The following is a 26868-nucleotide window of genomic DNA, read 5'->3' as shown; positions in this document are numbered from 1 at the left end:
CCCACAACGGCCGAGTCGGCGCGACTGTCCCACCCACAACGGCCGAGTCGGCGCGTCTGTCCCAAAGTTTTGGGACAGACGCGCCGACTCGGGCTGATATGGCGGGACAGACGCGCCGACTCGGCACTACGTCGTGGTCAGCGGGCGGCGCTGCCCTCGGTGTAGTCGTCGTCGGACTGGCTCCACGAGAAGTGGGCGCGCAGGGCCTTGCCGGTGGCCTCGATCGGGTGACCGGCCTCCTCCTCGCGCAGCTTCTGGAACTCGACCGCACCGTTGTCCTGGTCGGCGATGAACCGGGCGGCGAAGGAGCCGTCCTGGATCTCGGCAAGCACCTGCTGCATGGTCTCCTTGACCTGCGGGCCGATGACGCGCGGGCCGGAGACGTAGTCGCCGTACTCAGCAGTGTCGGAGATCGACCAGCGCTGCTTGGCGATGCCGCCCTCCCACATCAGGTCCACGATGAGCTTGAGCTCGTGGAGCACCTCGAAGTAGGCGATCTCGGGCTGGTAGCCGGCCTCGGTCAGCGTCTCGAACCCGGCCTGGACCAGGTGGGACACGCCGCCGCAGAGAACGGCCTGCTCGCCGAAGAGGTCGGTCTCGGTCTCCTCGGTGAAGGTCGTCTTGATGACACCGGCGCGGGTGCCACCGATGCCCTTGGCGTACGACTTGGCGAGGTCCCACGCGGAGCCGGAGGCGTCCTGCTCGACGGCGATGATGTCCGGGATGCCGCGGCCGGCGACGTACTCACGACGGACGGTGTGACCTGGGGCCTTCGGGGCGACCAGGATCACGTCGACGCCCTCGGGCGCCTTGATGTAGCCGAAGCGCACGTTGAAACCGTGGCCGAAGACCAGGGTCTTGCCGGCGGTCACGTGGGGCGCGAGCTGGTCGTTGTAGAGACCACGCTGGTGCTGGTCGGGGGCGAGGATGACGATCACGTCGGCCTCGGCGGCGGCGTCGGCGGGGCTGAGGACCTTGAAGCCCTCCTCCTCGGCCTTCGGGGTCGACTTCGAGCCGGGCTGCAGGCCGATGCGTACGTCCACACCGGAGTCACGCAGGTTGAGCGCGTGGGCGTGGCCCTGGCTGCCGTAACCGATGACGGCAACCTTCTTCGCCTGGATCAGCGCGAGGTCGGCGTCGTCGTCGTAGAAAATCTCAGCCACGAGGGCTTCTCCTTTAGTTGTGTTTGATAGGGGTTCAGACCGCGGAAGGCGGAGCGGGCACAGCCACGGATCGCAGGCTACGCTCGGAAATCGACCGGGAGCCACGGCCCATGCCGACCATGCCGGACTGGGAGAGCTCACGGATGCCGAAGGGTTCGATGACCCGGAGGAAGTCGTTGAGCTTGCCGGTGTTGCCGGCGAGCTGGACGATGACGGTGTCGGTGGACACGTCGACGACCTTGGCCCGGAAGAGCTGGATGGTGTCGAGCACCTGGCTGCGGGTCTCCGTGGTGGCGGTGATCTTGACCAGCATGAGCGCGCGCTGGACGCGCGTCTCAGGCTCGAGCTCGACGATCTTGATCACCTCGACCAGCTTGTTGAGCTGCTTGGTGACCTGCTCGAGGGGGGTGTTCTCGAGATTGACCACGACCGTCATGCGGGAGAGCTCGTCGTGCTCGGTCGGGCCGACCGCGAGAGACTCGATGTTGAAGCCGCGGCGCGAGAAGAGCGCGGCCACGCGGGCCAGGACGCCGGGCTTGTTCTCGACCAGGACGCTCAGCGTGTGCTTGCCGCCGGTCTTCACGGGCTGGATGCTCATCAGAGGTCGTCCTCGTCGAACTCGGGCGCGAGGTCGCGCGCGTACTGGATCTCGTCGTTGGAGGAGCCGGCGGCGACCATCGGCCACACCATGGCGTCCTTGTTGACCCGGAAGTCCACGACGACGGGCATGTCGTTGATCTCCATGGCCTTCTCGATGGTGGAGTCGACGTCGTCGGCGGAGTCACAGGCCAGGCCGACGCAGCCCATGGCCTCGGCCAGCTTGGGGAAGTCGGGGATGCGCTTGGGCTGGCCGTGGGACTGCAGGTTGGTGTTGGAGTAGCGCTCGCCGTAGAAGAGCGTCTGCCACTGGCGCACCATGCCGAGGTTGTCGTTGTTGATGATGGCGACCTTGATCGGGATGCCCTCGATCGCGCAGGTGGCCAGCTCCTGGTTGGTCATCTGGAAGCAGCCGTCGCCGTCGATCGACCACACCGTGGTGTCGGGGCAGCCGACCTTCGCACCCATCGCGGCGGGGACGGAGTAGCCCATCGTGCCGAGGCCACCGGAGTTGATCCAGGTGTTCGGGTGCTCGTAGCCGATGAACTGCGCGGCCCACATCTGGTGCTGGCCGACGCCGGCGGTGAAGATCGTGTCCTCGCCGGAGATCTTGCCGAGGCGCTCGATGACGTACTGCGGGGAGAGGCCCTCGGCAGGGAGGTCGTAGCCGAGCGGGTAGGACTTCTTGATCCCGGCCACGAAGGCGATCCAGCCCTCGTAGTCCCCCTCCTTGCCGGCCTCCTTCTCGGCAGTGAGGACCGCGATCAGGTCGGTGAGGACCTCGCGCACGTCGCCCACGATCGGGACGTCGGCGTAGCGGTTCTTGCCGATCTCTGCCGGGTCGATGTCGGCGTGGATCACCTTCGCGTTGGGAGCGAAGGAGTCCAGGTTGCCGGTGACGCGGTCGTCGAAGCGGGCGCCGAGGCTGATGATCAGGTCGGACTTCTGCAGGCCGGCGACCGCGGCGACGGTGCCGTGCATGCCCGGCATGCCGAGGTGCTGGGGGTGGGAGTCCGGGAAGGCGCCGCGCGCCATCAGCGTGGTCACGACCGGGATCCCGGTGAGCGTGGCCAGCTGCAGCAGCTCGCGGTGGGCACCGGAGCGGATCGTGCCGCCACCGACGTACAGGACCGGCTTCTTGGCCTCCAGCATCAGGCGCGCCGCCTCGCGGATCTGCTTGGCGTGCGGCCTGGTCACCGGGCGGTAGCCCGGCAGGTGGAGCTCGGTCGGCCACCGGTAGGTGGTGGTGGCCTGCAACGCCGACTTGGTGACGTCGACGAGGACCGGACCCGGCCTCCCGGAGGAGGCGAGGTGGAAGGCCTCAGCGACCCGGAGCGGGATCTCCGCCGGGTCGGTGATGAGGAAGCTGTGCTTGGTGACCGGCATCGTGATGCCGCGGATGTCCGCCTCCTGGAAGGCGTCGGTGCCGATCATCGCCGCGCCGACCTGGCCGGTGATGGCCACCATCGGCACGGAGTCCATGTTGGCGTCGGCGAGCGGGGTGACCAGGTTGGTCGCGCCCGGGCCGGAGGTGGCCATGCAGACGCCGACCTTGCCGGTCGCGGCGGCGTAGCCCTGGGCGGCGTGGCCGGCGCCCTGCTCGTGGCGTACGAGAATGTGGCGGATCTTCGAGTCCATCAGCGGGTCGTAGGCCGGAAGGATCGCTCCCCCCGGAATGCCGAAGATGTTCTCGGCCCCCGCTGCTTCCAGCGACTTGATCAGGCTCTGTGCGCCTGTCATCTGCTCGCTCATGTCCGCCGTCCTACTCATCGGAGCTTCTACTCATGGGATCTCGTGGTGGGCTGCTTGTGCAACAAAAAACCCTCCGGCCCGGCGGGCAACGGAGGGAGACGCGTCGTCTGGAACCAGTGGCTCCTAGGCGACGCGCCTGATAAGTACGAGAATGCTGTTCAGCATGCCCACACGTTAACCCCATGTGTCGCGCCGTGTCACCTCACCCTATCGCGCGTCCCATGATCTGAGATCACCGTCCCAGTATCTGTCAGTCGTTCGGCTGGGGAGGATCTCAGGGTTCTCACCGAGGCGACCGGCCCGCGGCGGTCGATACGCTGGCCGGACAAGTGGATCTCGGGTCTGACTGCCCTGTGGAGGCAACGATGTCGACCGACGAGAAGCACAGATCCGGGTGGCTGCCGCCACGCTGGTTCATCCGCACCGCGTGGTGGTTCCACCGCCGGCTGTACGCCGCTGGCGGAGCCCGCTTCCTGCGCCGCCCACGCTCCGGCCGGGCCGGCATGCTCCGGCTGACCACGGTCGGGCGTCGCACCGGACAGGAGCGCTCGGTGATCGTGTCCTACGTCCCCGACGGGTCGAGCTACGTCACGTTGGCGATGAACGGCTGGGCCGACCCGCCGCCCGCCTGGTGGCTCAACCTGCTGGCGCACCCCGATGCCGTCGTCGAGACCGTCGACGGCCGGCAGCGAGTTCGCGCCCGCGAGGCCACCGGGACCGACCGGGAGCGGCTGTGGGAGGTGCTCGCGGCCTCCGACGACGGGTGGGGTGAGCTGGACGACTTCGCCGCCCGCCGCTCGCACCCCACTCCGGTCGTGGTCCTGGAGCTCTCAGACCAGTCCGAGCCGCTCGCGCAGGAAGGTCCAGGCGAAGGCCGAGAGGTGGGCTGACTGGGCGTTGTTGGCCGCACCACCGTGGCCACCCTCGATGTTCTCGTAGTAGGTGACGTCCTTGCCGGTGGCCGCCAGCAGCGCGGCCATCTTGCGGGCGTGGCCGGGGTGGACGCGGTCGTCCTTGGTGGAGGTGGTGAGCAGGACCGGCGGGTAGGTCCTGGCGGCGTCGAGCAGGTGGTAGGGCGAGAAGGTCCGGATGTAGTCCCACTCCTCAGGGACGTCCGGGTCGCCGTACTCGGCCATCCACGACGCTCCGGCGAGGAGATGCGAGTAGCGCTTCATGTCCAGCAGCGGCACCTGGATCACGACGGCGCCGAACAGGTCCGGGTAGAGGGTGAGCATGTTGCCGGTCAGCAGCCCGCCGTTGGAGCCGCCCTGGATCCCGAGGTGGCTCGCGTCGGTCACCCCGGTCTCGACCAGGTGGCGGGCGACGGCGGCGAAGTCCTCGTAGGCCTTGTGCCGGTTCTCCTTGAGCGCCGCCTGGTGCCACGCCGGGCCGTACTCCCCTCCCCCGCGGATGTTGGCGACGACGTAGACGCCGCCCTCGCTGAGCCAGGACCGGCCGACACCGGCGGAGTAGCCCGGCGTCATCGGGATCTCGAAGCCGCCGTAGCCGTAGAGCAGCGTCGGGGCCGGGCCGGCGCTGCCGTCGAGCGCGGCATCCGAGCCGACGATGAAGTAGGGGATCCTGGTGCCGTCGGCCGAGGTGGCGAACCGCTGCTCGGCGCGGATCCCCTCGGTGTCGAACCAGGCCGGGGCAGACTTGAGCGGCTCGATCGTCTCGGCGCCGATGGTGGTCAGGCCGTACGTCGTCGGGGTGAGGTAGCCGCTGGTGACGACCCAGACCTCGTCGGACTCGACGGCGTCGACGGCACGGGTGCCGACCGCGGCCACCGGATCGGTCGCCGGGAAGTCCGACCGCACCCACTCCCCCGACGCCGACGGGGTCAGCACGTGGAGCTTGTTCTTGACGTCCTCGAACACGTTGAGGATCAGGTGGTTGCGGGTCCAGGTCGCCCCGGCGAGCGAGGTCTTCGCGGTGGGCTCGAAGAGCACGGTGAGGTCGCGCTCACCGGCCAGGAACCGCTCCGCGTCGGCGGCGAGCAGCGAGCCCGCGGCGTAGGTCCGGCCCGCGACGCTCCACTCGTCGCGCAGCTCGATGACCAGCCACTCCCGGTGGAAGCCGGCCTCGGCGGAGTCGGGGATGTCCAGCTTGGTGAGGGTCTGCTCGGGGGTGCCGGGGTGGGTGGCGACGTACGTCTCGGACCGGTAGAACGCGATCGAGCGGCTGACCAGGTCGCGCTCGAAACCGGGGGTGTGGATGTGGCGGGCGGAGATGTACATGTCCTCGTCGGTGCCCTCGTAGACCACCGCCGCGTCCTCGAACGGGGTGCCGCGGCGCCACAGCTTCACGATCCGCGGGTAGCCGCTCGGGGTGAGCGAGCCCTCGCCGAAGTCGGTGAAGACATAGACCGCGTCGGGGCCGCACCAGGAGAGGCCGCCCTTGGCGCCGCCCTGCTCGACGGCACGGGTGAAGCCACCGTCCGCGGGTGCGACGAACGCCTTCTCGACGAGGTCGAACTCCCGGGTCACGTCGGCGTCCGAGCCGCCCGGGGAGAGGTCGACGAGCACCTTGCGCCACGGCTCACCGGGCTCGGGCCGGAGCACCGAGGCGCCGTGCCAGACCCAGCTCTCGCCCTCCTCGGCGGCCAGCGCGTCGAGGTCGAGCAGGATCTCCCACTCCGGCTCGTCGGTGCGGTAGGACTCCGGTGTGGTGCGTCGCCAGATGCCGCGCTCGTGGTCGGCGTCGCGCCAGAAGTTGTAGAGATGCTCGCCGAGGCGCGAGACCTCGGGCACCCGGTCGTCGGAGTCGAGCACCTCGAGGATCTGCGCCTCGATCTTGGCGAAGACGGGATCGGCACCGACACTCGCGTGCGCTTCCTCGTTGCGCGCCCGGACCCAGGCCAGCGCCTCGACGCCCTCGACCTCCTCCAGCCAGCCGAACGGGTCCTCCCCGGCCGGGTCGAGCGGGGTCACGATCGTCAGCTCAGAGGTCATGCGGGAAGGCTACTTCGCGGTGTGCAAGTTGCAGCCGACAGGCACACTAGCCTCATGAGTGAGGCGGAGGGGTCGTCGAAGGGTCTGCCGCGGCGAGCGGCGACACGGACGGCGAAGCTGGCCGCGCTGCCGATGGGCTACGCCGGGCGCAAGGCGCTCGGGCTCGGGAAGCGGATCGGGGGCAAGCCGGCCGAGGCCGTGCTGGCCGATGTCCACCAGCGTACGGCGGACCAGCTGTTCCGCACCCTGGGTGAGCTCAAGGGCGGCGCGATGAAGTTCGGGCAGATGCTCTCGATCATGGAGGCGGCGCTGCCGGAGTCGCAGGCGGCCCACTACCGCGCCCAGCTCACCCGGCTCCAGGACTCCGCTCCCCCGATGCCGACCGGGATCGTACGTGGCCTGCTGGCCCGCGACCTCGGCCCGGACTGGTCCGAGCAGGTGGTCGAGCTCTCCGAGGAGCCGGCGGCATCCGCCTCGATCGGGCAGGTGCACCGGGGCCGGTGGGCCGACGGTCGCGAGGTCGCGGTGAAGGTGCAGTATCCGGGCGCCGACGAGGCGCTGCGCGCCGACCTGCGCCAGATCGGCCGGGTCGCGGCCATCGGCAACGCGGTCGTGCCCGGGATGGACATCAAGGCCCTGGTCGCCGAGCTGCAGGCGCGGGTCGTCGAGGAGCTCGACTACCCGAAGGAGGCCGAGGCCCAGCACGTCTTCGCCGAGGCCTACGCCGACCATCCGCTGATCGACGTCCCGGACGTGGTCGCGGTGGGGCCGAGCGTGCTCGTCACCGAGTGGGTGGAGTCGGAGGGCTCGATCGCGAAGATCATCGCCGAGGGCACCCCCGAGGAGCGCGACCACTACGGCGAGCTGCTCGCCCGGTTCTGGTTCTCCGCACCGGGGCTGACCGGGATGCTCCATGCCGACCCGCACCCGGGCAACTTCCGGGTCCTGCCCGACGGACGGCTGGCCGTGCTCGACTTCGGGCTGGCCGCACGGCTGCCGGAGCGGGGTTTCCCGGAAGCGATGGGCCGGCTGATCCGGATCGCCGCGACCGGTGACGCCGACGCGCTCGTCGCCGGCCTGCGCCACGAGGGCTTCATCCGCGAAGGCATCAAGGTCGAGCCGCAGCACGTGCTCGACTACCTGGCCCCGTTCGTCACCCCGGCGCTGGAGGAGCGCTTCCGGTTCACCCGGGCGTGGATGCGGGAGGAGTTCAAACGGATCAACGATCCCAAGGATCCCGCTTACACGGTCGGGCTCAAGCTCAACCTGCCGCCGTCCTATCTGCTCATCCACCGGGTCTGGCTCGGCGGACTCGGGGTGCTGGCGCAGCTCAACGCGGAGGCACCGTTCCGGGAGATCCTCGAGGAGTATCTGCCGGGCTTCGCGGACTGACCCGTCAGGGCAGCAGGCTCTGTCCCACCGGGCCGGGGTTGTAGGCGATCTCCCAGCGGACACCGTCGGGGTCGGCGAAGTAGCCGGTGTAGCCGCCCCAGACCCGTTCCTCGGCGGCCGAGGCGTCCCGCCCGAGCGAGCGGGCGAGCTCCAGGACGCCGTCGACCTCCTCGCGGGTGGCGACGTTGTGGGCGAGGGTGAACGGCGCCACGCCGTCGGCGACGGCGATCCGGCCGACCTCCTCCTCGAACTCGGCCCGGTCCCACAGCGAGAGGATGACGTGCTCGCCGACGCGGATCATGAGCACCCCGTCGGCCTCGAGCTCGGGGGTCCAGCCGAGACCGTCGACGTAGAACGACCGGCTCGCGGCCACGTCTGCGACCGCGAGGGTGATGAAGCTGATGCGCTGGTCCATGGCAGCCACACTGCCACGGACCAGCGGGGGTGTCAGCGCGCCTTCATCAGGTCTGCTTGGCCGGGCCCGGCTTCTCGCGCAGGACGTCGCGACGAGCGCGGTACTCGTTCTCGTCGATCTCGCCGGCGGCGTACCTCTCGGCCAGCCGTGCCTCACCCGCGCGCCGCGGCGCCTCGGTGGCGCGCTTGCGGTTGTAGAGGACGACCGCGGTGATGATCGCCGCGATCACCAGGAACCACAGGATCGGGAAGATCGGCCAGAACGCCGGCGGCCCTCCCCCGTCCTGCCACGGTCCGCCGTCTCGCCACGGACCCCAGTGGTCGTCGGCGACCACGGTCGCCACCGTCTCGTTGATGCTCATTGCTCGTGTCCAATCTGTCGGGCTTGCCTATGCCCTCCAGAGTGCTGCGCACGAGCCGCCGGCACATCGGCTCAGGAGCGGGGGCGGCGTACGCAATCGTGCGTACGCCGCCCCTACCCGGCCCGCAGCCGGCTGCGCTGACGCCCCTGCTCGTCGAAGTTCGCGGGGTCGAGCCAGCGCTCGTGGCTCTCCCGGACCTTCGGCCACTCCTCCGCGGTCACCGAGAACCAGTCGGTGTCCCGGTTGCGGCCCTTGACCACCATGTGGTTGCGGAACCGGCCCTCGTAGCTGAATCCCAGCCGCTCCGCGGCCCGACGGGACGGCTCGTTGAGGGAGTCGAGCTTCCACTCGAACCGCCGGTAGCCCAGCGTGTCGAACGCGTGCCGCATGAGCAGGTGGATCGCCTCGGTCGCGGCCCTCGTGCGGGCCAGGGCAGGCCCGAAGAGAACGCCGCCGACCTCGATGGTCCCATTCCTGGTGTTGATCGCGTGGTAGGCCGCAACCCCGCTCGACCGGCCTTCCCGGTCGCCCTCCAACGGGACGAACGCGAACGGCACAGCGTCGTCCGCGTCGACGAGCCCGGCCAGGTGCATCCACAGGTCCTGCAGCGAGGTCGGCATCGCGATCGGCCGGTAGGTCCACAGGTCCGCGTCGTCGGGGCCGCAGACCGCGGCGTAGAGGTCCGAGTACTGCGCCGACGAGAGCGGCGCGACCCGGACGTAGCGCCCCTCGAGGGTCACCGGATCGGGCCACGGCCGCGTCTCCCAGCTCTCGACGGCGACACCCACGGGATAGGAGAAGTCGGTCACGGCGGTCATTGTCTCCGACCGCCGTGACCGTTGCTCAGGAGGCCGCTCAGGAGGCCGCGGTGTCTGCCGTGCCGAGCGAGCGCCGGGCGGCACCGAGGGCGAGCATGCCGCCCAGGCTCCCCAGGAGCAGCACCCCGGCCAGGACCATCACCGACTCCACCGCGAACCGGTCGGCGAGCGGACCGAAGACGATCATCGAGACCGGCATCGCCACCGACATCACGATCCCGTAGAACCCGAAGACCCGGCCGCGCATCGAGTCCTCGACCTGCTCCTGCAGGACCGTCGCGGCGGGCACCAGCAGCGTCTGGAAGAGGATGCAGATCACCAGGCCGGCGACCGAGAACATCCAGAAGTCGGTCGAGACGCCCAGCCCGACGACCAGGATCCCGACACCGACCGAGGCCGCCACCATCAGTCGCACCCGGCGCTTCACCTTGGGCCCGAAGACGGCCATCATCGCACCGCCGAGGACCATCCCGACGCTCCAGAACAGCTCGTTGACGCTCAGCATCCAGACCTCGTCGCCGAAGCTGCGCGTGATCATCAGCGGTGTCAGGTGCGCCGGCGCTCCGGCCATGAACATGACGACGGCCACGAGACCCATCACCCATCGCACCGAGGCGTTCCCCTTGACGTACCGCACGCCGGCGAGGAGGTCGCCGAAGTAGCTGATCGGTCCCGCCGAGTCCGTCGAGCGAACCGTGCGCGCCACCGGCACCAGGAGCAGCAGGAGTACGCCGGCCACGGCCGTCACCACGTCGATGAAGAAGACCGCGACGATGCCGGTGCTCGCGTAGACCGCGGCGGCCACCGCAGGCGCGAACAGCATCATCCCCGACTGGATCGTCTGCTGGACGCCGTTGACCCGCATCAGGTGCTCAGCCGGCACGATCTGCGGGAGCATGGCGTTGACCGCAGGCCCCTGGACCCCGGCCAGCGCCGAGCGGACCGCCATCGCGACGAAGATCATCCACAGGTCACCGACCCCGCTCAGCATCAGCAGGGCGAGCACCAGGGTCGCCACCGCGATCATCGAGTCGGCCCCGATGATCAGCAGCTTGCGCGAGTGCCGGTCGGCCCAGACTCCGCCGAAGACCGACACCACCGCCTGCGGCAGCATCCCCGCCGCGACGCTCAGGGTCAGCACCGCGGCTGAACCGGTCTCGACGGTGAGGTGCCACATCACCGCGTACCCGACGATCATCGAGCCCAAGGACGACACCGTCTGGCCGCCCAGGAAGACCAGCAGATTCCGCTTCCACCGGTCCGACTTCTGTTCCGACATCGCAACCACTCCCGCATCCGGTGGGCCGCCGTGTCGGCCCCTCGCTCATGCCACGAAGAGCGACGGTCCGTTTCGACAGAGTTGTCTAGTCGAAGTCGAAGGCCGGCAGACCGTCGAGGCTGGTCGGGTTCTTGGTGCGCCGGTATTCGGCGGACCCCTCGACCCCCTTGCGCTCGAAGTACGCCGGGAGCAGGTCGCGCTCGCCGACGTACGTCATCAGCGGGACGGCGTAGCCGCAGGAGTCGGAGACCCGCTCGATGTCCACGACGACGACCGCGCGAGCGCCGGGGAGATCGGTGAACCGGCCGGCCAGGTCGGCGTACTCCGCGTCGTAGCGGGTCACGACCCGGCCGCTGCCGTGGAAGCGGACGATGTTCGGCGCCCCGTCGAAGGCGCAGAACATCACCGTGATCCGGCCGTTCTCGCGCAGGTGCGCGATCGTCTCGCTGCCGCTCCCGGTGCCGTCGACCCACGCGAAGGTGAGCTCGTCGAGCATCCCGAAGGTGCCCGGGATGCCCCGCGGCGACAGGTTGACGTGACCCTCACCCGAGAGCGGCGCGGTGGCGACGAAGAAGACGACCTGACGATCGACGAACTCCCGCAGGCGGCCTTCCACCCGCGCATGAACCTTCCCCATGTGCCGGTTACTCCGGCACGTTGCGGTAGGCGCCGTCGGAGGCCGAGGTGGCCATCGAGGCGTACGCCCGCAGGGCCGCGGAGACCTTGCGGTCGCGGTTGGCCGGGGTGTAGGGCTTGTCCCGCTTCTCCTGGCCGGCGCGACGCTGGTCGAGGACGAGGTCGTCGACGTCGAGGGAGATCGAGCGGTTCGGGATGTCGATGGAGATCTGGTCGCCGTCCTCGACGAGCGCGATCAGGCCGCCGCCGGCCGCCTCCGGCGAGACGTGGCCGATGGAGAGCCCCGAGGTGCCGCCGGAGAAGCGTCCGTCGGTGATCAGCGCGCACTTCTGGCCCAGGCCGCGACCCTTGAGGAACGAGGTCGGGTAGAGCATCTCCTGCATGCCTGGCCCACCCTTCGGGCCCTCGTAGCGGATCACCACCACGTGGCCGGCCTCGACCTTCTTGGCGAGGATGCCCTCGACCGCGGCGTCCTGGGACTCGAAGACGATCGCGGTGCCGGTGAAGGTCAGGCACTCATCGGGCACGCCCGCGGTCTTCACGACGCAGCCGTCAGGCGCGATGTTGCCGGACAGGATCGCCAGGCCGCCGTCGGCGGAGTAGGCGTGCTCGAAGTCGCGGATGCAGCCCTCCGCGGCGTCGGTGTCGAGGCTGGCCCAGAGGTTCTCGGTGGAGAACGCCTCGGTCGTACGCACCCCGCCCGGCGCGGCGAGGAAGAGGTCGAGCGCCTCCTGGCTGGGGTTCTCGGCGCGGATGTCCCAGTTGTCCAGCCACTCCTCGACGGTGGCGGAGTGGACGGTGTGGACGTCCTCCTTCAGCGCGCCGCCGCGGCGCAGCTCACCGAGCAGGGCGGGGATGCCACCGGCGCGGTGGACGTCCTCCATGTGGTACTTCGGGCTGTTGGGGGCGACCTTGCTCAGGCAGGGCACCCGCCGGGAGATCGCGTCGATGTCGTGCACGTTGAAGTCGAGCTCGGCCTCACGGGCGGCCGCCAGCAGGTGCAGCACGGTGTTGGTCGAGCCGCCCATGGCGACGTCGAGGGCGACCGCGTTCTCGAAGGCGGACCGGTTGGCGATGCTCCGCGGCAGGACGGACTCGTCGCCCTCCTGGTAATAGCGGCGGCACAGCTCGACGATGGTACGACCCGCCTCCTCGAACAGCGCGCGGCGCTTGGCGTGGGTGGCCAGGGTCGACCCGTTGCCGGGCAGGCTCAGGCCGATGGCCTCGGTGAGGCAGTTCATCGAGTTGGCGGTGAACATGCCGCTGCAGGAGCCGCAGGTCGGACAGGCGGAGCGCTCGATGACGTCGAGCTGCTCGTCGCTGACCGCCTCGTTGACCGAGAGCACCATCGCGTCGACCAGGTCGAGCTTGTCGTGGACGATCCCCTCGATGGCGGTCGTCTTGCCGGCCTCCATCGGACCACCGGAGACAAAGACGACCGGGATGTTGAGGCGCAGGCTGGCCAGCAGCATGCCGGGGGTGATCTTGTCGCAGTTGGAGATGCACACGATCGCGTCGGCGCGGTGCGCCTCGACCATGTATTCGACCGCGTCCGCGATCAGCTCGCGGCTCGGCAGCGAGTAGAGCATCCCGGCGTGGCCCATCGCGATCCCGTCGTCGACGGCGATCGTGTTGAACTCCTTCGCTACTCCCCCGGCCTCCTGGATCTTCTCGGCGACGATCTTGCCGAGGTCGCGGAGGTGGACGTGGCCGGGCACGAACTCGGTGAACGAGTTGGCGATCGCGATGATCGGCTTGCCGAAGTCGTCATCAGTCATGCCGGTCGCGCGCCACAGCGCGCGGGCACCCGCCATGTTGCGGCCCGAGGTCGAGGTTGCGGAGCGAAGAGTGGGCATGCGCGCCAGATTACGCCGGTCCGCGTGCGTCCCCGAACACTGCGACACACGCTGGACGGCCCTGGCAGCTCAGCGGAAGGCCGGCGCCATCCTGAGGGGCCTGTCCTGCCAGCGCGCGGCCAGCTCCTTGCGTACGTCCGCCGCCCAGGTCAGCAGCGGCTCGGGTCCCGCGGTGCGGGTGACGAGGTCGAGGCGGGAGAGGACGATGGTCCGGCGGCCCGGCATCCGGTCATCGTCGAGGTTGTACTCCAAGCCGTCCTGAAGAGCACCAACGAGGAACCAGGTCGTGCTCTGGATACACCACAGGAGAGTCGCCAGGTCGAGGTCGCGCTCGAAGGTCGAGGGTGGACCAGCGGACCCGTAGGTCGCGTCGACATAAGTGCCCAGCGCCTTGCCGGCCCAGCCGTCGGGCACCTGCCAACAGCACCAGCAGGAAGGCCACGGTACGTGGAGGTAGGCGCCCTCCCACGCACGGTGACGGATCTCGGCGAACTCGAAGTCCAACAGGGTCAGCCCGTCAGGACCCACCAGATTGTTGTCCGGGCACGGATCGCCCGGGGTGAGAGCCTGATCGGTCTCTGCCAGCAGCGGCTCCATCGCCTCAGTCAGAGCGTCCGGCACCGACTCCGACCACGGCAGGTCCGACTTCGCGGCACGTTCACGAAGGTGCCTCGCGATCGTCTCGATCTCGGCGGCGGTCGCATCCGCACGGATCCCGTCGCCCAGCGCCTCCCTGAAGACGTCCAGCCGACCTGTCGTATGCCTCTGCATCTCGCCGATCGCCTCCGCCCAGGCCACCATGCCGGCTCCAGCGGCCTGCGCATCAGCACTCAGGAGCAGGTCCGCGACGTTCGAGCCGGTTCCGAGATCGGACATCACCACGATCGTCGGGTCCTCGCTGACCCCGAGCAGCCTCGGCGCGCGTACGCCGTCTGCTGCCTCCAGCCCCGCCGCCTCGCGTCGCCAGGTCATGTCCTCGGGGGTGAGGTACTCCTTGACGATGTAGGTCTCAGCGCCTGCGCGCACCCTACGTACGACGCTTCGACGGCTCCCGCCGAGCTCGGCCACCTGCTCGACCTGGTCCACCTCAAGAATCTCGGCAGCAACTGCGAGCGCGTCAGACATGGCGTCGACCGTATCGGGAACCGTGCACCTTCCCGCGGCTTATCCGCACTGCAGCAGCCGTTCCAGCGACGTATCATCGAGGCTTGACCAATCAGCGCATCACCGTCGACCCTGACCGCATGGGCGGCCTCCCGACGGTTCGGGACACCCGAGTCACCGTCACCGCGGTCCTCGGGCAACTCGCCGCTGGTCAGTCGGTGGACCAGATCCTCGATGACTACCCCTAACTCGAACGAGACGACATCCTGGCAGCACTGGCGCATTGCAACGCGAAGCCTACGAAGGGCGAGCAGACGGTGAACCAAATGCGGGGCACCGCTTCTACCTCTCAGTCAACCGACGAACTGATGGATCAGCTCCGCAGCGAGTGACCGGCGTGCCGGAACCATGCACATGCACGATTCCGGCAGCGCTCAGACCTTCGCCGCCCTGACCACCAACACGTCGGGGATGTCGCGGAGAACCTCGCGCCAGGTCTCGCCTGCGTCGCCGGAGGCCCAGACGGAGCCGTTGCGGGCGCCGAAGTAGACGCCGGTGGTCTCGTGGTCGTCGGCGCACATCGCGTCCCGCATGACGCCGACGTAGAAGTGGTCGGGCAGGCCCTTGTCGAGCGCCTCCCAGTGGTCGCCGGCGTCGCGGGAGCGCCACACGATCGGCTTGGCCTCCGGCGGGTAGCGGGACTCGCCGGCGCCGATCGGGAAGGTGAAGATCGTGTCGGGCTCCTGCGGGTGGACGACCATCGCGAAGCCGAAGTCGGTGGGCAGGCCGTCGGCGATGGACTTCCAGGACTCGCCTTCGTCGTCGGAGCGGTAGACGCCGCCGTGGTTCTGCAGGTAGAGCCGCTCGGGACGGGAGGCGTGGCGAGCGACCTTGTGGACGCACTGGCCGAACTCGGGATACTGCTGCCCCTCGGGAAGGAAGACCGCGATGATGCCGTTGTTGCGCGCCTCCCACGTCTCGCCGCCGTCGCGGGTCTGGTAGACGCCGCCGGTCGAGATCGCCGCGGTCACCGAGTCGGGGTCGGTGGGGTGCGGCAGGATCGTGTGGAACGCCTGGCCGCCGAACCCCTCGTTCCACTCGGTGCGGTGCGGGTGGTCCCACAGCCCTCGCACCAGCTCGAAGCTCGCCCCGCCGTCACGGGACCGGAAGATCGCGCCGGGCTCGACGCCGGCCCAGATCGTCCCTTCCGGGAGCCCCGGCTGGAGCTGCCAGACGCGCGCCAGGCTGGCGTCGACGTCCTCGGGGAATGACATCGAGGTCTCGGTCCAGGTCTCGCCGCCGTCGGCGGAGGTACGCACCAGCGCACCCAGCCACAACGAGGAGCATCCGGCAAGGATCCGCCCGGTCCCGGGCTCGATCATGGCGGAGTAGATCTCCTCCATGTCATGGTGCGGACCGGTGAACTCCCAGTCCTGCCGGGCGTCGTCAGAGCGCCCTATCCACAGACCCTTGCGGGTCCCGACAAGCAGCTGCGTACCCATGCCTTCCAGCATCCACCCGGTCGCCGTCTGTGGCCAGAAGATTTCGGCGGAAGAACGGCGAGGGAAAACATCCCGCTTCGACGGTAAGGGGAGGTCCGGATTCTTCGGCATGGGCGGCCCAGCCCCTAGCCTGAAGCCATGACCAGACCTGTTGCCTGGGAAACCTTCACCGCGATCCTCTTCGACCTCGACGGCGTGATCACGCCGACCGCGGTCGTGCACATGCGCGCGTGGGAGGAGATGTTCAACGCCTACCTGCAGGAGAAGACCCCGAAGGCACCGGCCTACACCGACCAGGACTACTTCGCGTACGTCGACGGCAAGCCGCGCTACGACGGCGTGCGTGACTTCCTCGCCTCCCGCGACATCCGGCTTCCCGAGGGCACCCCGGACGACGCCCCGGAGCTGGAGACCGTCTGTGGCCTCGGCAACCGGAAGAACAACGCCTTCAACATGGTGCTCGAGCGCGACGGCGTGGAGGCCTACCCCGGTTCGGTGGACTTCCTGGACTATCTCGCCACGCTCGACGTCCGGCTGGGCGTGGTCTCCTCGTCGGTCAACGCGCCGACCGTGCTGAAGGCGGCCGGGCTGCTGGACCGGTTCGAGACCGTCGTGTCGGGAGCGGTCGCAGACGAGCAGGGCCTGCCCGGCAAGCCTGCGCCGGACACGTTTGTCTACGCCGGTAAGGTCCTCGGAGCCACTCCGAGCGAAGCCGTCGTCCTCGAGGACGCCGTCTCCGGGGTGCGCGCCGGCAAGGCAGGAGATTTCGCACTCGTCGTCGGGGTGGATCGTGGCGCCGGTCACGACACCCTCACGGCCGCAGGCGCCGGTCTTGTCGTCTCCGACCTCGCTGAACTCATCCCAGACCCTGCTCGAGGAGCACAGCAGTGAAGACCAACGTCGGCCCGAACCCCATGGACCGGGCCCGTTACCCCATCGACCCGTGGCGGCTGGTGGAGACCAGCTACTCCCCCGACGACCTCGGCCTGACCGAGACGATCTTCAGTGTCGCCAACGGCTATCTCGGCATGCGCGGCACCCCGGAGGAGGGCCGCCCGACCTACGCGCACGGCACCTTCATCAACGGGTTCCACGAGACCTGGCCGATCCGCCACGCCGAGAACGCCTACGGCTTCGCCAAGACCGGCCAGACCATCGTCAACGCCCCCGACGCGAAGATCATGAAGATCTACGTCGACGACGAGCCGCTGACCTTCGGCACCTCCGACCTGGAGGAGTACGAGCGGGTGCTCGACTTCCGTGAGGGTGTGCTGCGGCGGCATCTGGTGTGGCGTACGCCCTCTGGCAAGCGGGTCGCGATCAAGTCGACCCGGATGGTGTCGATGACCCAGCGCCACCTCTCGATCCATACGCTGGAGATCACGATGCTGAGCGGCGCCGCGCCGATCGTGATCTCGTCCCAGCTGCTCAACCGGCAGGACGGCAAGGACGAGTACCACGTGCCGTCGGCGGCCCTCGGCGAGGGCATGGACCCGCGCAAGGCCTCCGCCTTCGACACCCGGGTGCTGCTCCCCCAGATGTCGGTCGCCGACGAGGAGCAGATGACCCTCGGCTACCGGTGCGCCAACTCGGGGATGACGATCGCGGTCAGCGCCGCCCACCAGATCGACACCCCCGACCCGGTCGAGACCGTCGTCCGGGCCGAGAACGACCTGGCCAAGACCGTCTTCCGTGTCGACGCCACCGAGGGCAGCACGCTGCGGATGCAGAAGACCGTGGCGTACCACACCTCGCGGGGCGTGCCGGTGCGCGAGCTGGCCGACCGCTGCGGACGTACGCTCGACCGGGCGATCCGTCTGGGCGTCGGCCACTTCGAGCGCGACCAGCGCAACTGGTACGACGAGTTCTGGTCGGCCGCCGACGTCGAGATCACGGCGGCCGGCGAGGACGACGCCGAGGACATCGCGGCGGCCCAGCAGGCGATCCGGTTCAACCTGTTCTCGCTCGCCCAGGCGACCGCCCGCACCGACGGTCTCGGCGTCCCCGCGAAGGGGGTCACCGGCTCCGGCTACGAGGGCCACTACTTCTGGGACACGGAGTGCTATGTCATCCCGTTCCTCTGCTACACCCAGCCCGAGGTCGCCCGCAACGTGATGCATGCCCGCTCGGTGATGCTTCCCGCGGCCCGGCAGCGGGCCTCGGAGATGGCCGCCAAGGGGGCGCTGTTCGCATGGCGGACGATCAACGGGCAGGAGGCCTCGGCCTACTACGCCGCCGGCACCGCTCAGGTGCACATCGACGCGGACATCGCCTTCGCGCTGATGAAGTACGTCTACGCCACCGGTGACACCGGCTACCTGATCCGCGAGGGCGTCGACATCCTGGTCGAGACCGCGCGGATGTGGGCCGACCTCGGCTTCTGGCGCCAGAACGGCGAGCCGTCCTTCCACATCCACGGCGTGACCGGGCCGGACGAATACACCACGGTGGTCAACAACAACCTGTTCACCAACGTGATGGCCCGCTACAACCTGGAGAAGGCCGTCGAGACCATGCAGATGCTCCGCACCGAGTATCCGCGCGAGTACGGGCAGGTCATGGGCCGGCTCGACGTCTCCCCCGACGAGGTCGAGGAGTGGGGTCGCTGCGCTGCCGCGATGCACATCCCCTACGACGAGGGCCTGGGGATCCACCCGCAGGACGACAACTTCCTCGACCGCGAGGTGTGGGACCTGCCCAACACCCCCGACGAGGTACGTCCCCTGCTGCTCCACTACCACCCGCTGGTGATCTACCGGTTCCAGGTGCTCAAGCAGACCGACGTGGTACTCGCCCTCTTCCAGCAGGGCAATCGGTTCACTGCCGAGGAGAAGCGGGCCGACTTCGAGTACTACGACCCGATCACCACCGGTGACTCCACGCTGTCGGCGGTCGTGCAGTCGATCATGGCGGCCGAGGTGGGCTACCAGGACGACGCGCTGCGCTACTTCTACGACGCGCTGTACGTCGACCTGCACAACATGCACGGCAACACCGTCGACGGGATGCACATCGCCTCCACCGGCGGCGTGTGGGGCGGGCTAGCGTTCGGCTTCGGTGGGATGCGCGACTACGACGGCAGGCTCTCCTTCGACCCGCGGCTGCCGGTCGAGTGGGGCTCGCTGATCTTCCGCGTCCAGTGGCACTCGACCCGGATGCAGGTCGCGGTGACCCGCGACCAGATCGTGTTCACCGTCGTGGACACCCCGGGTGAGGAGTTCGACATCCCGGTCAGCGTCCGTGGCGAGGAGTTCGTGGTCTCGAAGGGCTCGCCGGTGATCGTGCCCCTGGCCGACCAGGGCCCGCGGATCGGCACGCACCTCGACGAGGAGCCTCACGGCGGCATCCGGCAGGACGGTTCGAGGATCACGGCCACGGTGCCGACGCCGATCCCGCCGGAGGTCTACGAGCAGGACCACATCGAGCACCCGATGGTTCCGCACGACGGGGTGCGCGGCTCCGAGCGGCTCGCCGAGGAGGCCAACACGGCCGCCAACCTGTCCAACATCTCGCAGACGGACTCCGCGCAGTAGCCGGTCTTTACATAGCCCTAGACTGACCGGGTGGTTCAGCGCTTCTCAAACGGTGGAGACTCTCTCCGGGCGAGGCTGGCCCACCCGGTCGTCCTGGTCCTGATCGGGATCGCGTCGGTGCAGGTCGGTGCGACCTTCGCCAAGTCGCTCTTCGACGAGGTCACCCCGACGGCCATGGTGTGGCTGCGACTGTCGATGTCCGCGCTGATCCTGCTGGCGATCACCCGGCCCCGGATCCGCGGCCTGTCGCGGCGCGACTGGCTGGTGGTGGTCGCCTTCGGGGCCTCTCTCGGCTTGATGAACTGGGCGATCTACCAGTCCTTCGCCCGGCTCCCGATCGGGATCGCGGTCACCATCGAGTTCATCGGCCCGCTCACGATCGCGCTGGTCACCTCACGGCGGGCGCGCGACCTGGTCTGGGTCGCGCTGGCGGCCGCAGGGGTGGTGCTGCTCGGTCTCGAGCCCGGCCGGATCTCGGTCGTGGGTGTGCTGTTCGCGCTGCTCGCGGGGGCGTGCTGGGCGGCGTACATCGTGCTGTCGAAGGCGACCGGAGCGCGCTGGGAGGGGCTCGACGGGCTCGCCTTGGCCTCCACCGTCGCGGCGGTGGCGCTGACGCCTGCGGCGATGGCGTACGCCGACGGGCTCGGGTCTCCGCACGTGTGGCTGGTCGGGCTGATGGTGGGCCTGATGTCGTCGGTGGTCCCCTACTCCCTCGACCTCGTCGCCCTGCGTTCGATCAAGCCGGGGCTCTACGCGATCCTCATGTCGCTGGAGCCGGCCGCCGGTGCGCTGGCCGCGATCCTCGTCCTGCACGAGGGGCTCTCGGTCCTGCAGTGGCTGGCCATCGCGTGCGTCGTGGTCGCGTCCGCCGGGGCGACCCGCACCGGGAAGCCGGTGCATCACGTGGCTGCGGAGTCGACTCCGGCGTAGTAGCGTGTTTCACACAAGCGACATCCGAACGTCACCGACCCCGAACGTTGAGGTCACTACAGTTCGGTGACAACTCCCCCTCTTTCCACTCGGTTCCCCTGCCTGTCTCTGGAGTTGCTTCCCTTGTCGACCATCACCGTCCCCGTACCCACCGCCGCCGTCGCCCAGGTGACCGCGATCCTCGCCGCACGCACCGCGGGCCGAATGGTCGGCCCGTTCCTACGACCGATCCAGCTGCTGCTCGCCTGGCCGGTCGCCTCCCATCTCGTCGCTCGCCACAACGCCAAGGCCGCCGAGGAGGCGCTCCTGCTGCGGCGTGCGGAGCGTGAGGATGTCCAGCACTATCTCCAGCTGCTCGCCTTGGAGAGAATGTCTGCATGAGCGAGCGCCAGCGAGCGACCACCAGATTCATGCCGCCGCATCCGTACTCTTTGCTCTGCCCTACGGAGGCGGCGGCATGAAGGTTCCCCGGGCGATGGCCGAGTCGACGGTCGCGTTCCGTGACGTGCTCTCCGACGACGGCACGCTGATCCGCGCCTGGACCAACGACCCGGAGGGCGTGATCGACGGCCCGACGGTGCTGCTCTGCAACGGCCTCGGCACCAGCCCGTGGAACTGGCCGGCGCTGCTGCACACCTCGTGCGGCGTACGCGTGGTGTCCTGGCAGCACCGCGGCACCTCCGGCTCGGCGCGGCCGAAGGACCTGGAGCAGACCACCTCGAGACACTTCGCCGAGGACGCGCTGTCGGTGATGGACGCCTTCGCGCTCTCCCGGCCGGTGGTGATGGGCTGGTCGATCGGCGTGAACACGGCGTTCGAGCTGGCCGCGGACCACCCCGAGCGGGTCTCCGGCATCTTCGGTGTCGCCGGGGTCCCCGGGGACACCTTCAAGTCGATGCTGGGACCGCTGCCGCTGCCCGCCCCGGCGGCCGCGATCGTGACCCGCACCGCCGCGAAGGTGCTGCGCCGTACCGGCTCCCTCATCACTCCCGTGGCGACCCGCCTCGAGCTCGGCCCCCGGGCGATCGAGATGTTCTCGAAGGCCGGCCTGATCGGCAAGGTCCCCGACCCCGAGCTCGCCGCGGCCGCGCTCGCCGAGTTCCTGACCACCCCGGTCGAGTGGTACTTCCACCTCGCGCTGCGCACCTCCCAGCGCCGCTCGGTCTCACCGCGCCGGATCAAGGTTCCGGTCGTGCTGGTCGCCGGCACCCGAGACCTCATCGCCGGCGCGCGCCACATGTCCCGGGTCGCCGCCGACCTCAGGAACGGCACCTTCGTCGAGCTCGACGGCACCCACTTCGTGCAGATGGAGCAGCCCGACCGCGTGCATCATCTGCTGGTCGGCTTCCTTGCCCGGGTCGCCGAGCACCAGCGCGCCTAGACCGTCGGCGCGACCACCCCGGTGACCGTCGCCCGGCGGGCGACCCGGCGCAGGGTGGCGAGGACAGCGGGACCGAGGAGCGCGATGGCGATGGCCGTCGTGATCGCGCGCATCGTGTCCCAGCTGCTGGTCGAGGTGACCAGGGTGTAGCGCAGGAACGTCGCCAGGTTCTCGCCGAACGCCGCGCCGGGCTCGTAGGAGAGGTTGCCGCTCGCACCCGGCACCGTGACCCCGGTGAGCAGCGGCCAGCCCTGCAGGTTGAGCAGGAGGCCGTAGGCGTAGGAGGCGAAGATCCCGTACGCCGCGAGCATCGCGACCTCCCAGCGGCCGCTCGCGCGCGGAAGGCGCGGCAGGAGGCCGGCACCCATCGCCACCCAGGCGGCGCCGAGCATCTGATAGGGCAGCCACGGCCCGACCCCGGCGGTGACGAGCGCGGCCACGAACAGGCTCGTGCAGCCGAGGACGAACCCGAAGGCGGGGCCGAAGACCCGGCCGCCCAGGATGAGCATGAAGAAGACCAGCTCTACGCCACCGGTGCCGGCGGAGATGGCGCGCAGTACGGCCTCGATCGCGCTGAGGACACCGAGCAGCGCGATCATCCGGGTGTCGATCCCACCCGCGGCCAGTTCGCTCAGCAGCACCACCAGCATCAGCGGAAGCAGCGCGAGGAAGACGAACGGCGGCTGCACCCGCTCGTAGCCGTGGAGCAGCAGCGGCCAGGCGAACATCATCAGCCCGGCGACCGAGATGATCGCGAGCAGCACGGCCGTGCGGGGCGAGAACCTGATCATCCCTCGCCCACCGCCTCGACGATCTCGCGTACGTTGAGCCAGCCCGGACCGAAGACCTTGCTCACCTGCGGCGCGAACGCGGGCGACTCGGCGGTCACGCTGCGTACGTCTCCGGCGGAGACCACCTCGCCGTCGGCGAGCACCACCACGTCGTCGGCCGCCTCGGCGACGAACTCCACGTCGTGGGTCGCCACCAGGACCGTCTTGCCCGCTCCGGTGAGATCGCGAAGGATCTCGGCCAGGGCGTGCTTGGCGGCGTAGTCGAGGCCGCGGGTGGGCTCGTCGAGGAGCACGACCGGCGGGTCGGCGCTCAGGATCAGCGACAGCGCCAGCGCGAGCCGCTGGCCTTCAGAGAGGTCGCGCGGGTGCTGGTCGTCGGGGATGCCCGGGACGAGGCTGTCCAGGATCTCCCTGGTCCGCGGGCCGCCCGCGTCGCACTCCTCGGCCACCGTCTCCAGGTAGAGCAGATCCGCCGCGGTCTGCGGCAGCAGCCCGACAAGGCTGCGGCGCGCTTCGGGGTCGAGGGTCGCCGGGTCCTTGCCGCCGACGTCCACCGACCCGGCCAGCCGCTTCTGGGTCCCCTGCAGCGTCCACAGCAGCGTCGACTTGCCCGAGCCGTTGCGCCCCATCAGTGCCGTCACCCGTCCCGCGGGCAGGTCGATCGAGACGTCGTGCAGGACCGGCGTACGGCCCCGGGTGACGGTGAGGCCGGAACTTCTCAGGCTTTTCCTGCACTTCTCTGGCGTTGCACTGCCTGAGAAGTGCCGGGATACCCGATTGACCGGGGATTCCAACCCCCGCGCCCGCCGCTTCGCATCCCGCACGGTCAGCGGCAGCGGCGACCAGCCGAGCTCGCGACCGAGCTCGACCAGCGGCGGCACGATGGGCGAGGTCTCCAGGATCTCGGCGGGGTCGCCGACCGCGATCGAGCCGTCGCCGACGAGGAGCGCGATCCGGTCGGCGAACGGGATCACCCGCTCGAGGCGGTGCTCGGCGAGGACGACGGAGGTGCCGAGGTCGTGCACCAGCCGGGTGATGGTGGCGAGCACGTCCTCGGCGGCGGTGGGGTCGAGTGCGGAGGTCGGCTCGTCGAGCACGACGACCCGCGGGTGGGTGGTGAGCACCGAGCCGATCGCGACGCGCTGCTGCTGCCCGCCCGAGAGCGTACGCAGCGACCGCTGCCGCAGCTCGGCGATGCCGAGCAGGTCGAGGGTCTCCTCGACCCGGCGCCGCATGGTCGCCGGCGGGAGGCCGAGCTGCTCCATGCCGTAGGCGAGCTCCTCCTCGACCGTATCGGTGACGAACCCGGCCACCGGGTCCTGCCCGACGTAGCCGATGATCCCCGCGCGCTCGCGCGGCGGCGTACGGATGATCGAGGTGCCGTCCAGCAGCAGATCACCGTCCAGCACACCGCCGGAGAAGCGCGGCACCAGGCCGGCGATGACGCCGAGCAGTGTCGACTTCCCGGAGCCGGTCGGACCGGAGACGAGCAGCAGCTCGCCCTCCTCGACGGTGAGGTCGACGTCCTTGAGCACGTGCTCGGAGGAGTCGGGCGGCGTGAACGTGATCCCTCGCAGCTCGATCATGCGACTGCCTCCTCGTGGACGGATGATGATGCCGGCACCGGCGCAGCAAGGGCCGGAACCAGCCCGACCAGCACTCCTGCCAGGGCGGTCACGGTGACCGCCGGAACGGTGCTCACGCCCGGAAAGGCGACCGGCACCTGGGAGCGGGCGATCCACCAGCCCACCGCCACGACGAGCACGCCGCTCAGCGCCACCACGACCTCCGGCCAGCGCCACCGGTCGGCCCGGTAGACGGTCCGCGTCACCCGCCGGCCGGCGAGCGCCAGCCCACCGGCCGCTGCCGCGACGCCGAGCACGAGCATGGCCCCCGCCAGCCAGCCGGGAGTGGTGCCGTCCAGCACCGCGTAGACGCCGACGCAGAGCCCGACGAGCGAGACCAGCATGAGCACCGAGGTGATGCGCCGGGTGGCGACCGGGACCCCGGCCGTACGCCCGTAGCCGCGCGTGTCCATCCCCGCGGCCAGCGCCATCGACCGCTCGAGCGCGTCCTCGAGCACCGGGACCAGGAAACGCCGCAACCGCTTCACGCGACCGGTCGCCCCGGCGCGAAGCCGCTGCGCGGCCCGGACGCGCTGCACCGACTCGGCCAGCTGCGGCAGCACCGTCACCGCGACCACGACCGCGGTGCCGATCTCGTAGAGCGCCGGCGGCAGCGACCGCAACAGCCGCTTCGGGTTCGCCAGCGCGTTGGCCGCGCCGACGCAGATCACGATCACGCCCAGTCGCATTCCGTCGTAGAGACCGGCGAGCAGCGCCTCGCGGGTGAGCGGCCCGAGCAGCCTGATCCCCAGCACCCAGTCCGGAAGCGGGACCTCGGGCAGATCGATGAGCACGTGGCCGGGCACCGCTCCGAGGAGCACCCGGAAGAGCACCCGGGTCGCGACGATGAACAGCGCGAGGCCGACGTAGAGCCGGAACGCCTTCGCCCACGGCTGCTCGCCGCGGCGGGCGGCGACCACGACCGACACCACCCCCACCAGGAGCAGGAGCAGCAGCGGGTTGGTGGTGAAGGACGCGTACGCAGCCAGCCCGATCGCCCACACCCACCAGGCGACGGGGTGCAGATCACGGGGCAGGCGAGCGACCGCGGCCCTGCGGATCAGCGCGCTCATCGCCGACGCCACCAGACGACACCGGCGACGGAGAAGAGTGCGAGGATCCCGGCCGGAGCGACCCAGACGGGCAGATGCTCGGGCTCGGAGGCCGAGCTGGAGGGTGAGTCCTCCGGAAATAACTCCGGCGACGGGCTTGAGGGCGCCCCCACAGCATCCCCAAGCTCCGTCGCCGGAGCGGTAACGACATCGTCGTCTATCCACGTGAACGCAACACCCTGCCCGGAGGTCACGCTGATTTCGGTAACATTTCTGGAGGCATAGCTCCAGGCCCCCGAATCGTCGGTGACCCACAGCGACCAGTAGGCGTCGGCAGGCGGCATCTGGGCGCAGCCGGCCGCCTCCGGCCGGCCGTCGATGCGGCACACGACGCTGGGCATCGAGGTCACATAGGTCAGCGGATGTCCGGCCTTCTCGAACAGATCGGCGCCGGTGTCGCCCTCGGCGGGCTGGACGCAGACGACCTCCGGCTCGCCGCCCAGGGCGTTGGGTTCGACCACGACGGTGACGCCGCCGCACGCCTCGGCGGCGGACCCGGAGGCCGGGGTGACGACGGGGGCGGTGGCCCCGGCGAGCATCGCCAGGGCCACCAGCGCGAACCGTGGGCTCAGCACGAGCTCTTCGTGGTCGTGTCCTTGGGCAGGAAGACGAGGGACGGGAGCGCCTGGGCAGCCGCGAGGCGGTACATCCCCTCGGACTCCTTGGTCAGGCCCTTGGTGTTGCCGTCGGTCAGGGCGGCGTCGTCGTAGGCCACCGCGCCGACGTCGTCGCCGCAGGTCACGACGTGCTCGGCGACCCAGGTCGCCGCCTTCTCCGCGGACTCGGTCTCACCCGCGCGCCCGAAGGCCCATCCGGCCAGGCCGGTGGTGTTGGAGTTGGCGATGTTGCCGGTGGCCGCCTTGAAGGACCCGTCCTCGGCCTGAGTCTCCTTCAGCCACTCCACGCCGGCCTTGACGGCCTTCTCCGCCTCCGGGGACGCCACGCCCGAGAGCGCGATCAGGGCGAACGCGGTGGCGTCCGCGTCCGGCACGGCCTTGGGGTCGGCGTCGCAGGTCTGGTCGGCGGCCGTGGGGTCAGCCGCGAAGGTGACCCGGAACCAGCCCTCCTCGCACTGCTGCCCGGCCAAGAACTCCGTCGCGGCCGCGGCCTTCGTGCTCTCGGCGTTGTTGAGGGCCCACACGGCGTACGACTGGCCGATGGTGTTGGAGTAGTCGGCCGCCTTCTTGTTCTTGGGGTCGAGCTTGTCGGCGATGCGGCCGTTCGCGGCCACGGTGCCCTCGAGCTGCTTCAGCAGGGCGGGGTCGGAGGCGTCGATGTTCTGCTGGAGGACGAGCGCCTTCGCGGTGGCGCCGGCCGAGGTGATGGTGCCGAACCCGGGCGAGGTGTAGGCCTTCTTGTTCTTCATGACCGCGGCGGTGATCGTGGCGATCTCCTCGTCGTAGCCACCGACCTCGGCCAGCGCGATCCCGATGTCGGCGCTGAGCCCGAAGTCGTCGGTGCCGTACTGCGCGTTGCGGGCCACACCCTTCGGTGCCTGGGCGACGAGCCAGTCGGCCACGGAGGTCGACACCTTCGCGTCGTAGGTGGGCTTCTCCCCCTCCTCGACGGTCTTCTCGCCACAGCCGGCGAGCGAGGTGAGGGCAAGGGCGGCGACGATGCCGCCGAGGACGGTCTTCTTCATGGTTCCTTCCGCGCTGTTCGTCGGGAAG

25 protein-coding genes are annotated in these 26868 nt (G+C 69.7%); 8 read left to right on the top strand and 17 right to left on the bottom strand.

The features are described 5' to 3' along the window. Nucleotides 1–137 precede the first annotated feature (137 nt). The 3 genes from ilvC to ACIA03_RS29740 are packed head-to-tail and all read right to left on the bottom strand — an operon-like array spanning nucleotide 138 to nucleotide 3512. Nucleotides 138–1163: a ketol-acid reductoisomerase gene (ilvC, locus tag ACIA03_RS29750; protein WP_141792541.1), complete on the bottom strand. Its 1026-nt coding sequence runs from the start codon at nucleotides 1161–1163 to the stop codon at nucleotides 138–140. 34 nt (nucleotides 1164–1197) lie between these two features. Continuing rightward, entirely contained in the window at nucleotides 1198–1761 is a 564-nt protein-coding gene (gene ilvN, locus ACIA03_RS29745) for an acetolactate synthase small subunit (RefSeq protein ID WP_141792540.1), read from the bottom strand. Next, complete coding sequence (locus ACIA03_RS29740; protein ID WP_141792539.1) at nucleotides 1761–3512, bottom strand: acetolactate synthase large subunit; 1752 nt, start codon at nucleotides 3510–3512, stop codon at nucleotides 1761–1763. Before ACIA03_RS29740 ends, ilvN begins: the two co-directional genes overlap by 1 nt. A gap of 365 nt (nucleotides 3513–3877) precedes the next feature. On the opposite strand from ACIA03_RS29740, the gene ACIA03_RS29735 reads away from it, so the two are divergent. Then, complete coding sequence (locus ACIA03_RS29735) at nucleotides 3878–4402, top strand: nitroreductase/quinone reductase family protein (RefSeq protein ID WP_396989114.1); 525 nt, start codon at nucleotides 3878–3880, stop codon at nucleotides 4400–4402. Here ACIA03_RS29735 and ACIA03_RS29730 read toward each other — a convergent pair. Then, nucleotides 4343–6463, bottom strand: coding sequence for a prolyl oligopeptidase family protein (locus ACIA03_RS29730; protein WP_396989113.1), 2121 nt, complete (start codon nucleotides 6461–6463; stop codon nucleotides 4343–4345). The two genes, ACIA03_RS29735 and ACIA03_RS29730, sit on opposite strands and share 60 nt — an antisense overlap. A 54-nt stretch (nucleotides 6464–6517) precedes the next feature. Here ACIA03_RS29730 and ACIA03_RS29725 point away from each other — a divergent pair, with 54 nt between their 5' ends. Next, complete coding sequence (locus ACIA03_RS29725) at nucleotides 6518–7855, top strand: ABC1 kinase family protein (RefSeq protein ID WP_396989112.1); 1338 nt, start codon at nucleotides 6518–6520, stop codon at nucleotides 7853–7855. Nucleotides 7856–7859: 4 nt separating this feature from the next. On the opposite strand, the gene ACIA03_RS29720 is transcribed toward ACIA03_RS29725, so the two are convergent. From ACIA03_RS29720 to ACIA03_RS29690, 7 genes are all read right to left on the bottom strand, one after another. Then, entirely contained in the window at nucleotides 7860–8270 is a 411-nt protein-coding gene (locus tag ACIA03_RS29720; protein WP_396989111.1) for a VOC family protein, read from the bottom strand. A gap of 46 nt (nucleotides 8271–8316) precedes the next feature. Next, nucleotides 8317–8631 carry an SHOCT domain-containing protein gene (locus tag ACIA03_RS29715; protein ID WP_396989110.1) on the bottom strand — a complete coding sequence of 105 codons (315 nt, stop codon included), beginning with the start codon at nucleotides 8629–8631 and terminating at the stop codon, nucleotides 8317–8319. Nucleotides 8632–8744: 113 nt separating this feature from the next. Further along, nucleotides 8745–9440, bottom strand: a complete 696-nt coding sequence (locus tag ACIA03_RS29710) for a GNAT family N-acetyltransferase (protein WP_396989109.1) — start codon at nucleotides 9438–9440, stop codon at nucleotides 8745–8747. Nucleotides 9441–9486: 46 nt separating this feature from the next. Next, nucleotides 9487–10728 carry an MFS transporter gene (locus tag ACIA03_RS29705; protein WP_396989108.1) on the bottom strand — a complete coding sequence of 414 codons (1242 nt, stop codon included), beginning with the start codon at nucleotides 10726–10728 and terminating at the stop codon, nucleotides 9487–9489. Nucleotides 10729–10813: 85 nt separating this feature from the next. After that, nucleotides 10814–11365 (bottom strand): pyridoxamine 5'-phosphate oxidase family protein, encoded by a 552-nt coding sequence (locus ACIA03_RS29700; protein WP_396989107.1) that lies wholly within the window; start codon nucleotides 11363–11365, stop codon nucleotides 10814–10816. 7 nt (nucleotides 11366–11372) lie between these two features. After that, complete coding sequence (gene ilvD, locus ACIA03_RS29695) at nucleotides 11373–13220, bottom strand: dihydroxy-acid dehydratase (RefSeq protein WP_396989106.1); 1848 nt, start codon at nucleotides 13218–13220, stop codon at nucleotides 11373–11375. A gap of 69 nt (nucleotides 13221–13289) precedes the next feature. Beyond that, on the bottom strand, nucleotides 13290–14345 hold the full coding sequence (locus ACIA03_RS29690) for a hypothetical protein (RefSeq protein ID WP_396989105.1): 1056 nt from the start codon (nucleotides 14343–14345) through the stop codon (nucleotides 13290–13292). Between the two features lie 83 nt (nucleotides 14346–14428). Here ACIA03_RS29690 and ACIA03_RS29685 point away from each other — a divergent pair, with 83 nt between their 5' ends. Then, complete coding sequence (locus ACIA03_RS29685; protein WP_396989104.1) at nucleotides 14429–14572, top strand: DUF433 domain-containing protein; 144 nt, start codon at nucleotides 14429–14431, stop codon at nucleotides 14570–14572. 186 nt (nucleotides 14573–14758) lie between these two features. Here the strand turns inward: ACIA03_RS29685 and ACIA03_RS29680 are convergent, their stop codons facing one another. Beyond that, nucleotides 14759–15826: a WD40/YVTN/BNR-like repeat-containing protein gene (locus ACIA03_RS29680; protein ID WP_396989103.1), complete on the bottom strand. Its 1068-nt coding sequence runs from the start codon at nucleotides 15824–15826 to the stop codon at nucleotides 14759–14761. Between the two features lie 138 nt (nucleotides 15827–15964). Here ACIA03_RS29680 and ACIA03_RS29675 point away from each other — a divergent pair, with 138 nt between their 5' ends. The 5 genes from ACIA03_RS29675 to ACIA03_RS29655 all read left to right on the top strand — a co-directional run bounded on the left by ACIA03_RS29675 (nucleotide 15965) and on the right by ACIA03_RS29655 (nucleotide 21670). Further along, the gene (locus ACIA03_RS29675) at nucleotides 15965–16717 is read left to right on the top strand and encodes an HAD family hydrolase (RefSeq protein ID WP_396989102.1); all 753 of its coding nucleotides are present in this window, start codon (nucleotides 15965–15967) and stop codon (nucleotides 16715–16717) included. A gap of 23 nt (nucleotides 16718–16740) precedes the next feature. Then, the gene (locus ACIA03_RS29670; RefSeq protein WP_396989115.1) at nucleotides 16741–19359 is read left to right on the top strand and encodes a glycoside hydrolase family 65 protein; all 2619 of its coding nucleotides are present in this window, start codon (nucleotides 16741–16743) and stop codon (nucleotides 19357–19359) included. 30 nt (nucleotides 19360–19389) lie between these two features. Then, entirely contained in the window at nucleotides 19390–20289 is a 900-nt protein-coding gene (locus tag ACIA03_RS29665; protein WP_396989101.1) for an EamA family transporter, read from the top strand. A 123-nt stretch (nucleotides 20290–20412) separates the two neighbouring features. Then, a complete protein-coding gene (locus ACIA03_RS29660; protein WP_396989100.1) occupies nucleotides 20413–20670 on the top strand; it encodes a hypothetical protein in 258 nt (85 codons plus the stop codon). 76 nt (nucleotides 20671–20746) lie between these two features. Beyond that, entirely contained in the window at nucleotides 20747–21670 is a 924-nt protein-coding gene (locus ACIA03_RS29655; RefSeq protein ID WP_396989099.1) for an alpha/beta fold hydrolase, read from the top strand. Here the strand turns inward: ACIA03_RS29655 and ACIA03_RS29650 are convergent. From ACIA03_RS29650 to ACIA03_RS29630, 5 genes are read right to left on the bottom strand one after another with little or no spacing between them, the layout of a single operon-like run. Continuing rightward, nucleotides 21667–22461 carry an ECF transporter S component gene (locus ACIA03_RS29650; RefSeq protein ID WP_396989098.1) on the bottom strand — a complete coding sequence of 265 codons (795 nt, stop codon included), beginning with the start codon at nucleotides 22459–22461 and terminating at the stop codon, nucleotides 21667–21669. The two genes, ACIA03_RS29655 and ACIA03_RS29650, sit on opposite strands and share 4 nt — an antisense overlap. Beyond that, a complete protein-coding gene (locus ACIA03_RS29645) occupies nucleotides 22458–24047 on the bottom strand; it encodes an ABC transporter ATP-binding protein (protein WP_396989097.1) in 1590 nt (529 codons plus the stop codon). Before ACIA03_RS29645 ends, ACIA03_RS29650 begins: the two co-directional genes overlap by 4 nt. Then, the gene (locus ACIA03_RS29640) at nucleotides 24044–25159 is read right to left on the bottom strand and encodes a CbiQ family ECF transporter T component (protein WP_396989096.1); all 1116 of its coding nucleotides are present in this window, start codon (nucleotides 25157–25159) and stop codon (nucleotides 24044–24046) included. Before ACIA03_RS29640 ends, ACIA03_RS29645 begins: the two co-directional genes overlap by 4 nt. After that, entirely contained in the window at nucleotides 25156–25773 is a 618-nt protein-coding gene (locus ACIA03_RS29635; RefSeq protein ID WP_396989095.1) for a hypothetical protein, read from the bottom strand. The genes ACIA03_RS29640 and ACIA03_RS29635 overlap by 4 nt, the downstream gene beginning before the upstream one ends. Beyond that, nucleotides 25767–26840, bottom strand: coding sequence for a prenyltransferase/squalene oxidase repeat-containing protein (locus tag ACIA03_RS29630; RefSeq protein WP_396989094.1), 1074 nt, complete (start codon nucleotides 26838–26840; stop codon nucleotides 25767–25769). Before ACIA03_RS29630 ends, ACIA03_RS29635 begins: the two co-directional genes overlap by 7 nt. Nucleotides 26841–26868: the final 28 nt, after the last annotated feature.

The organism is Nocardioides sp. NPDC051685 (assembly GCF_044453405.1).
Lineage (GTDB): Bacteria > Actinomycetota > Actinomycetes > Propionibacteriales > Nocardioidaceae > Nocardioides.
This window is presented reverse-complemented; position numbering and strand designations above follow the sequence as displayed.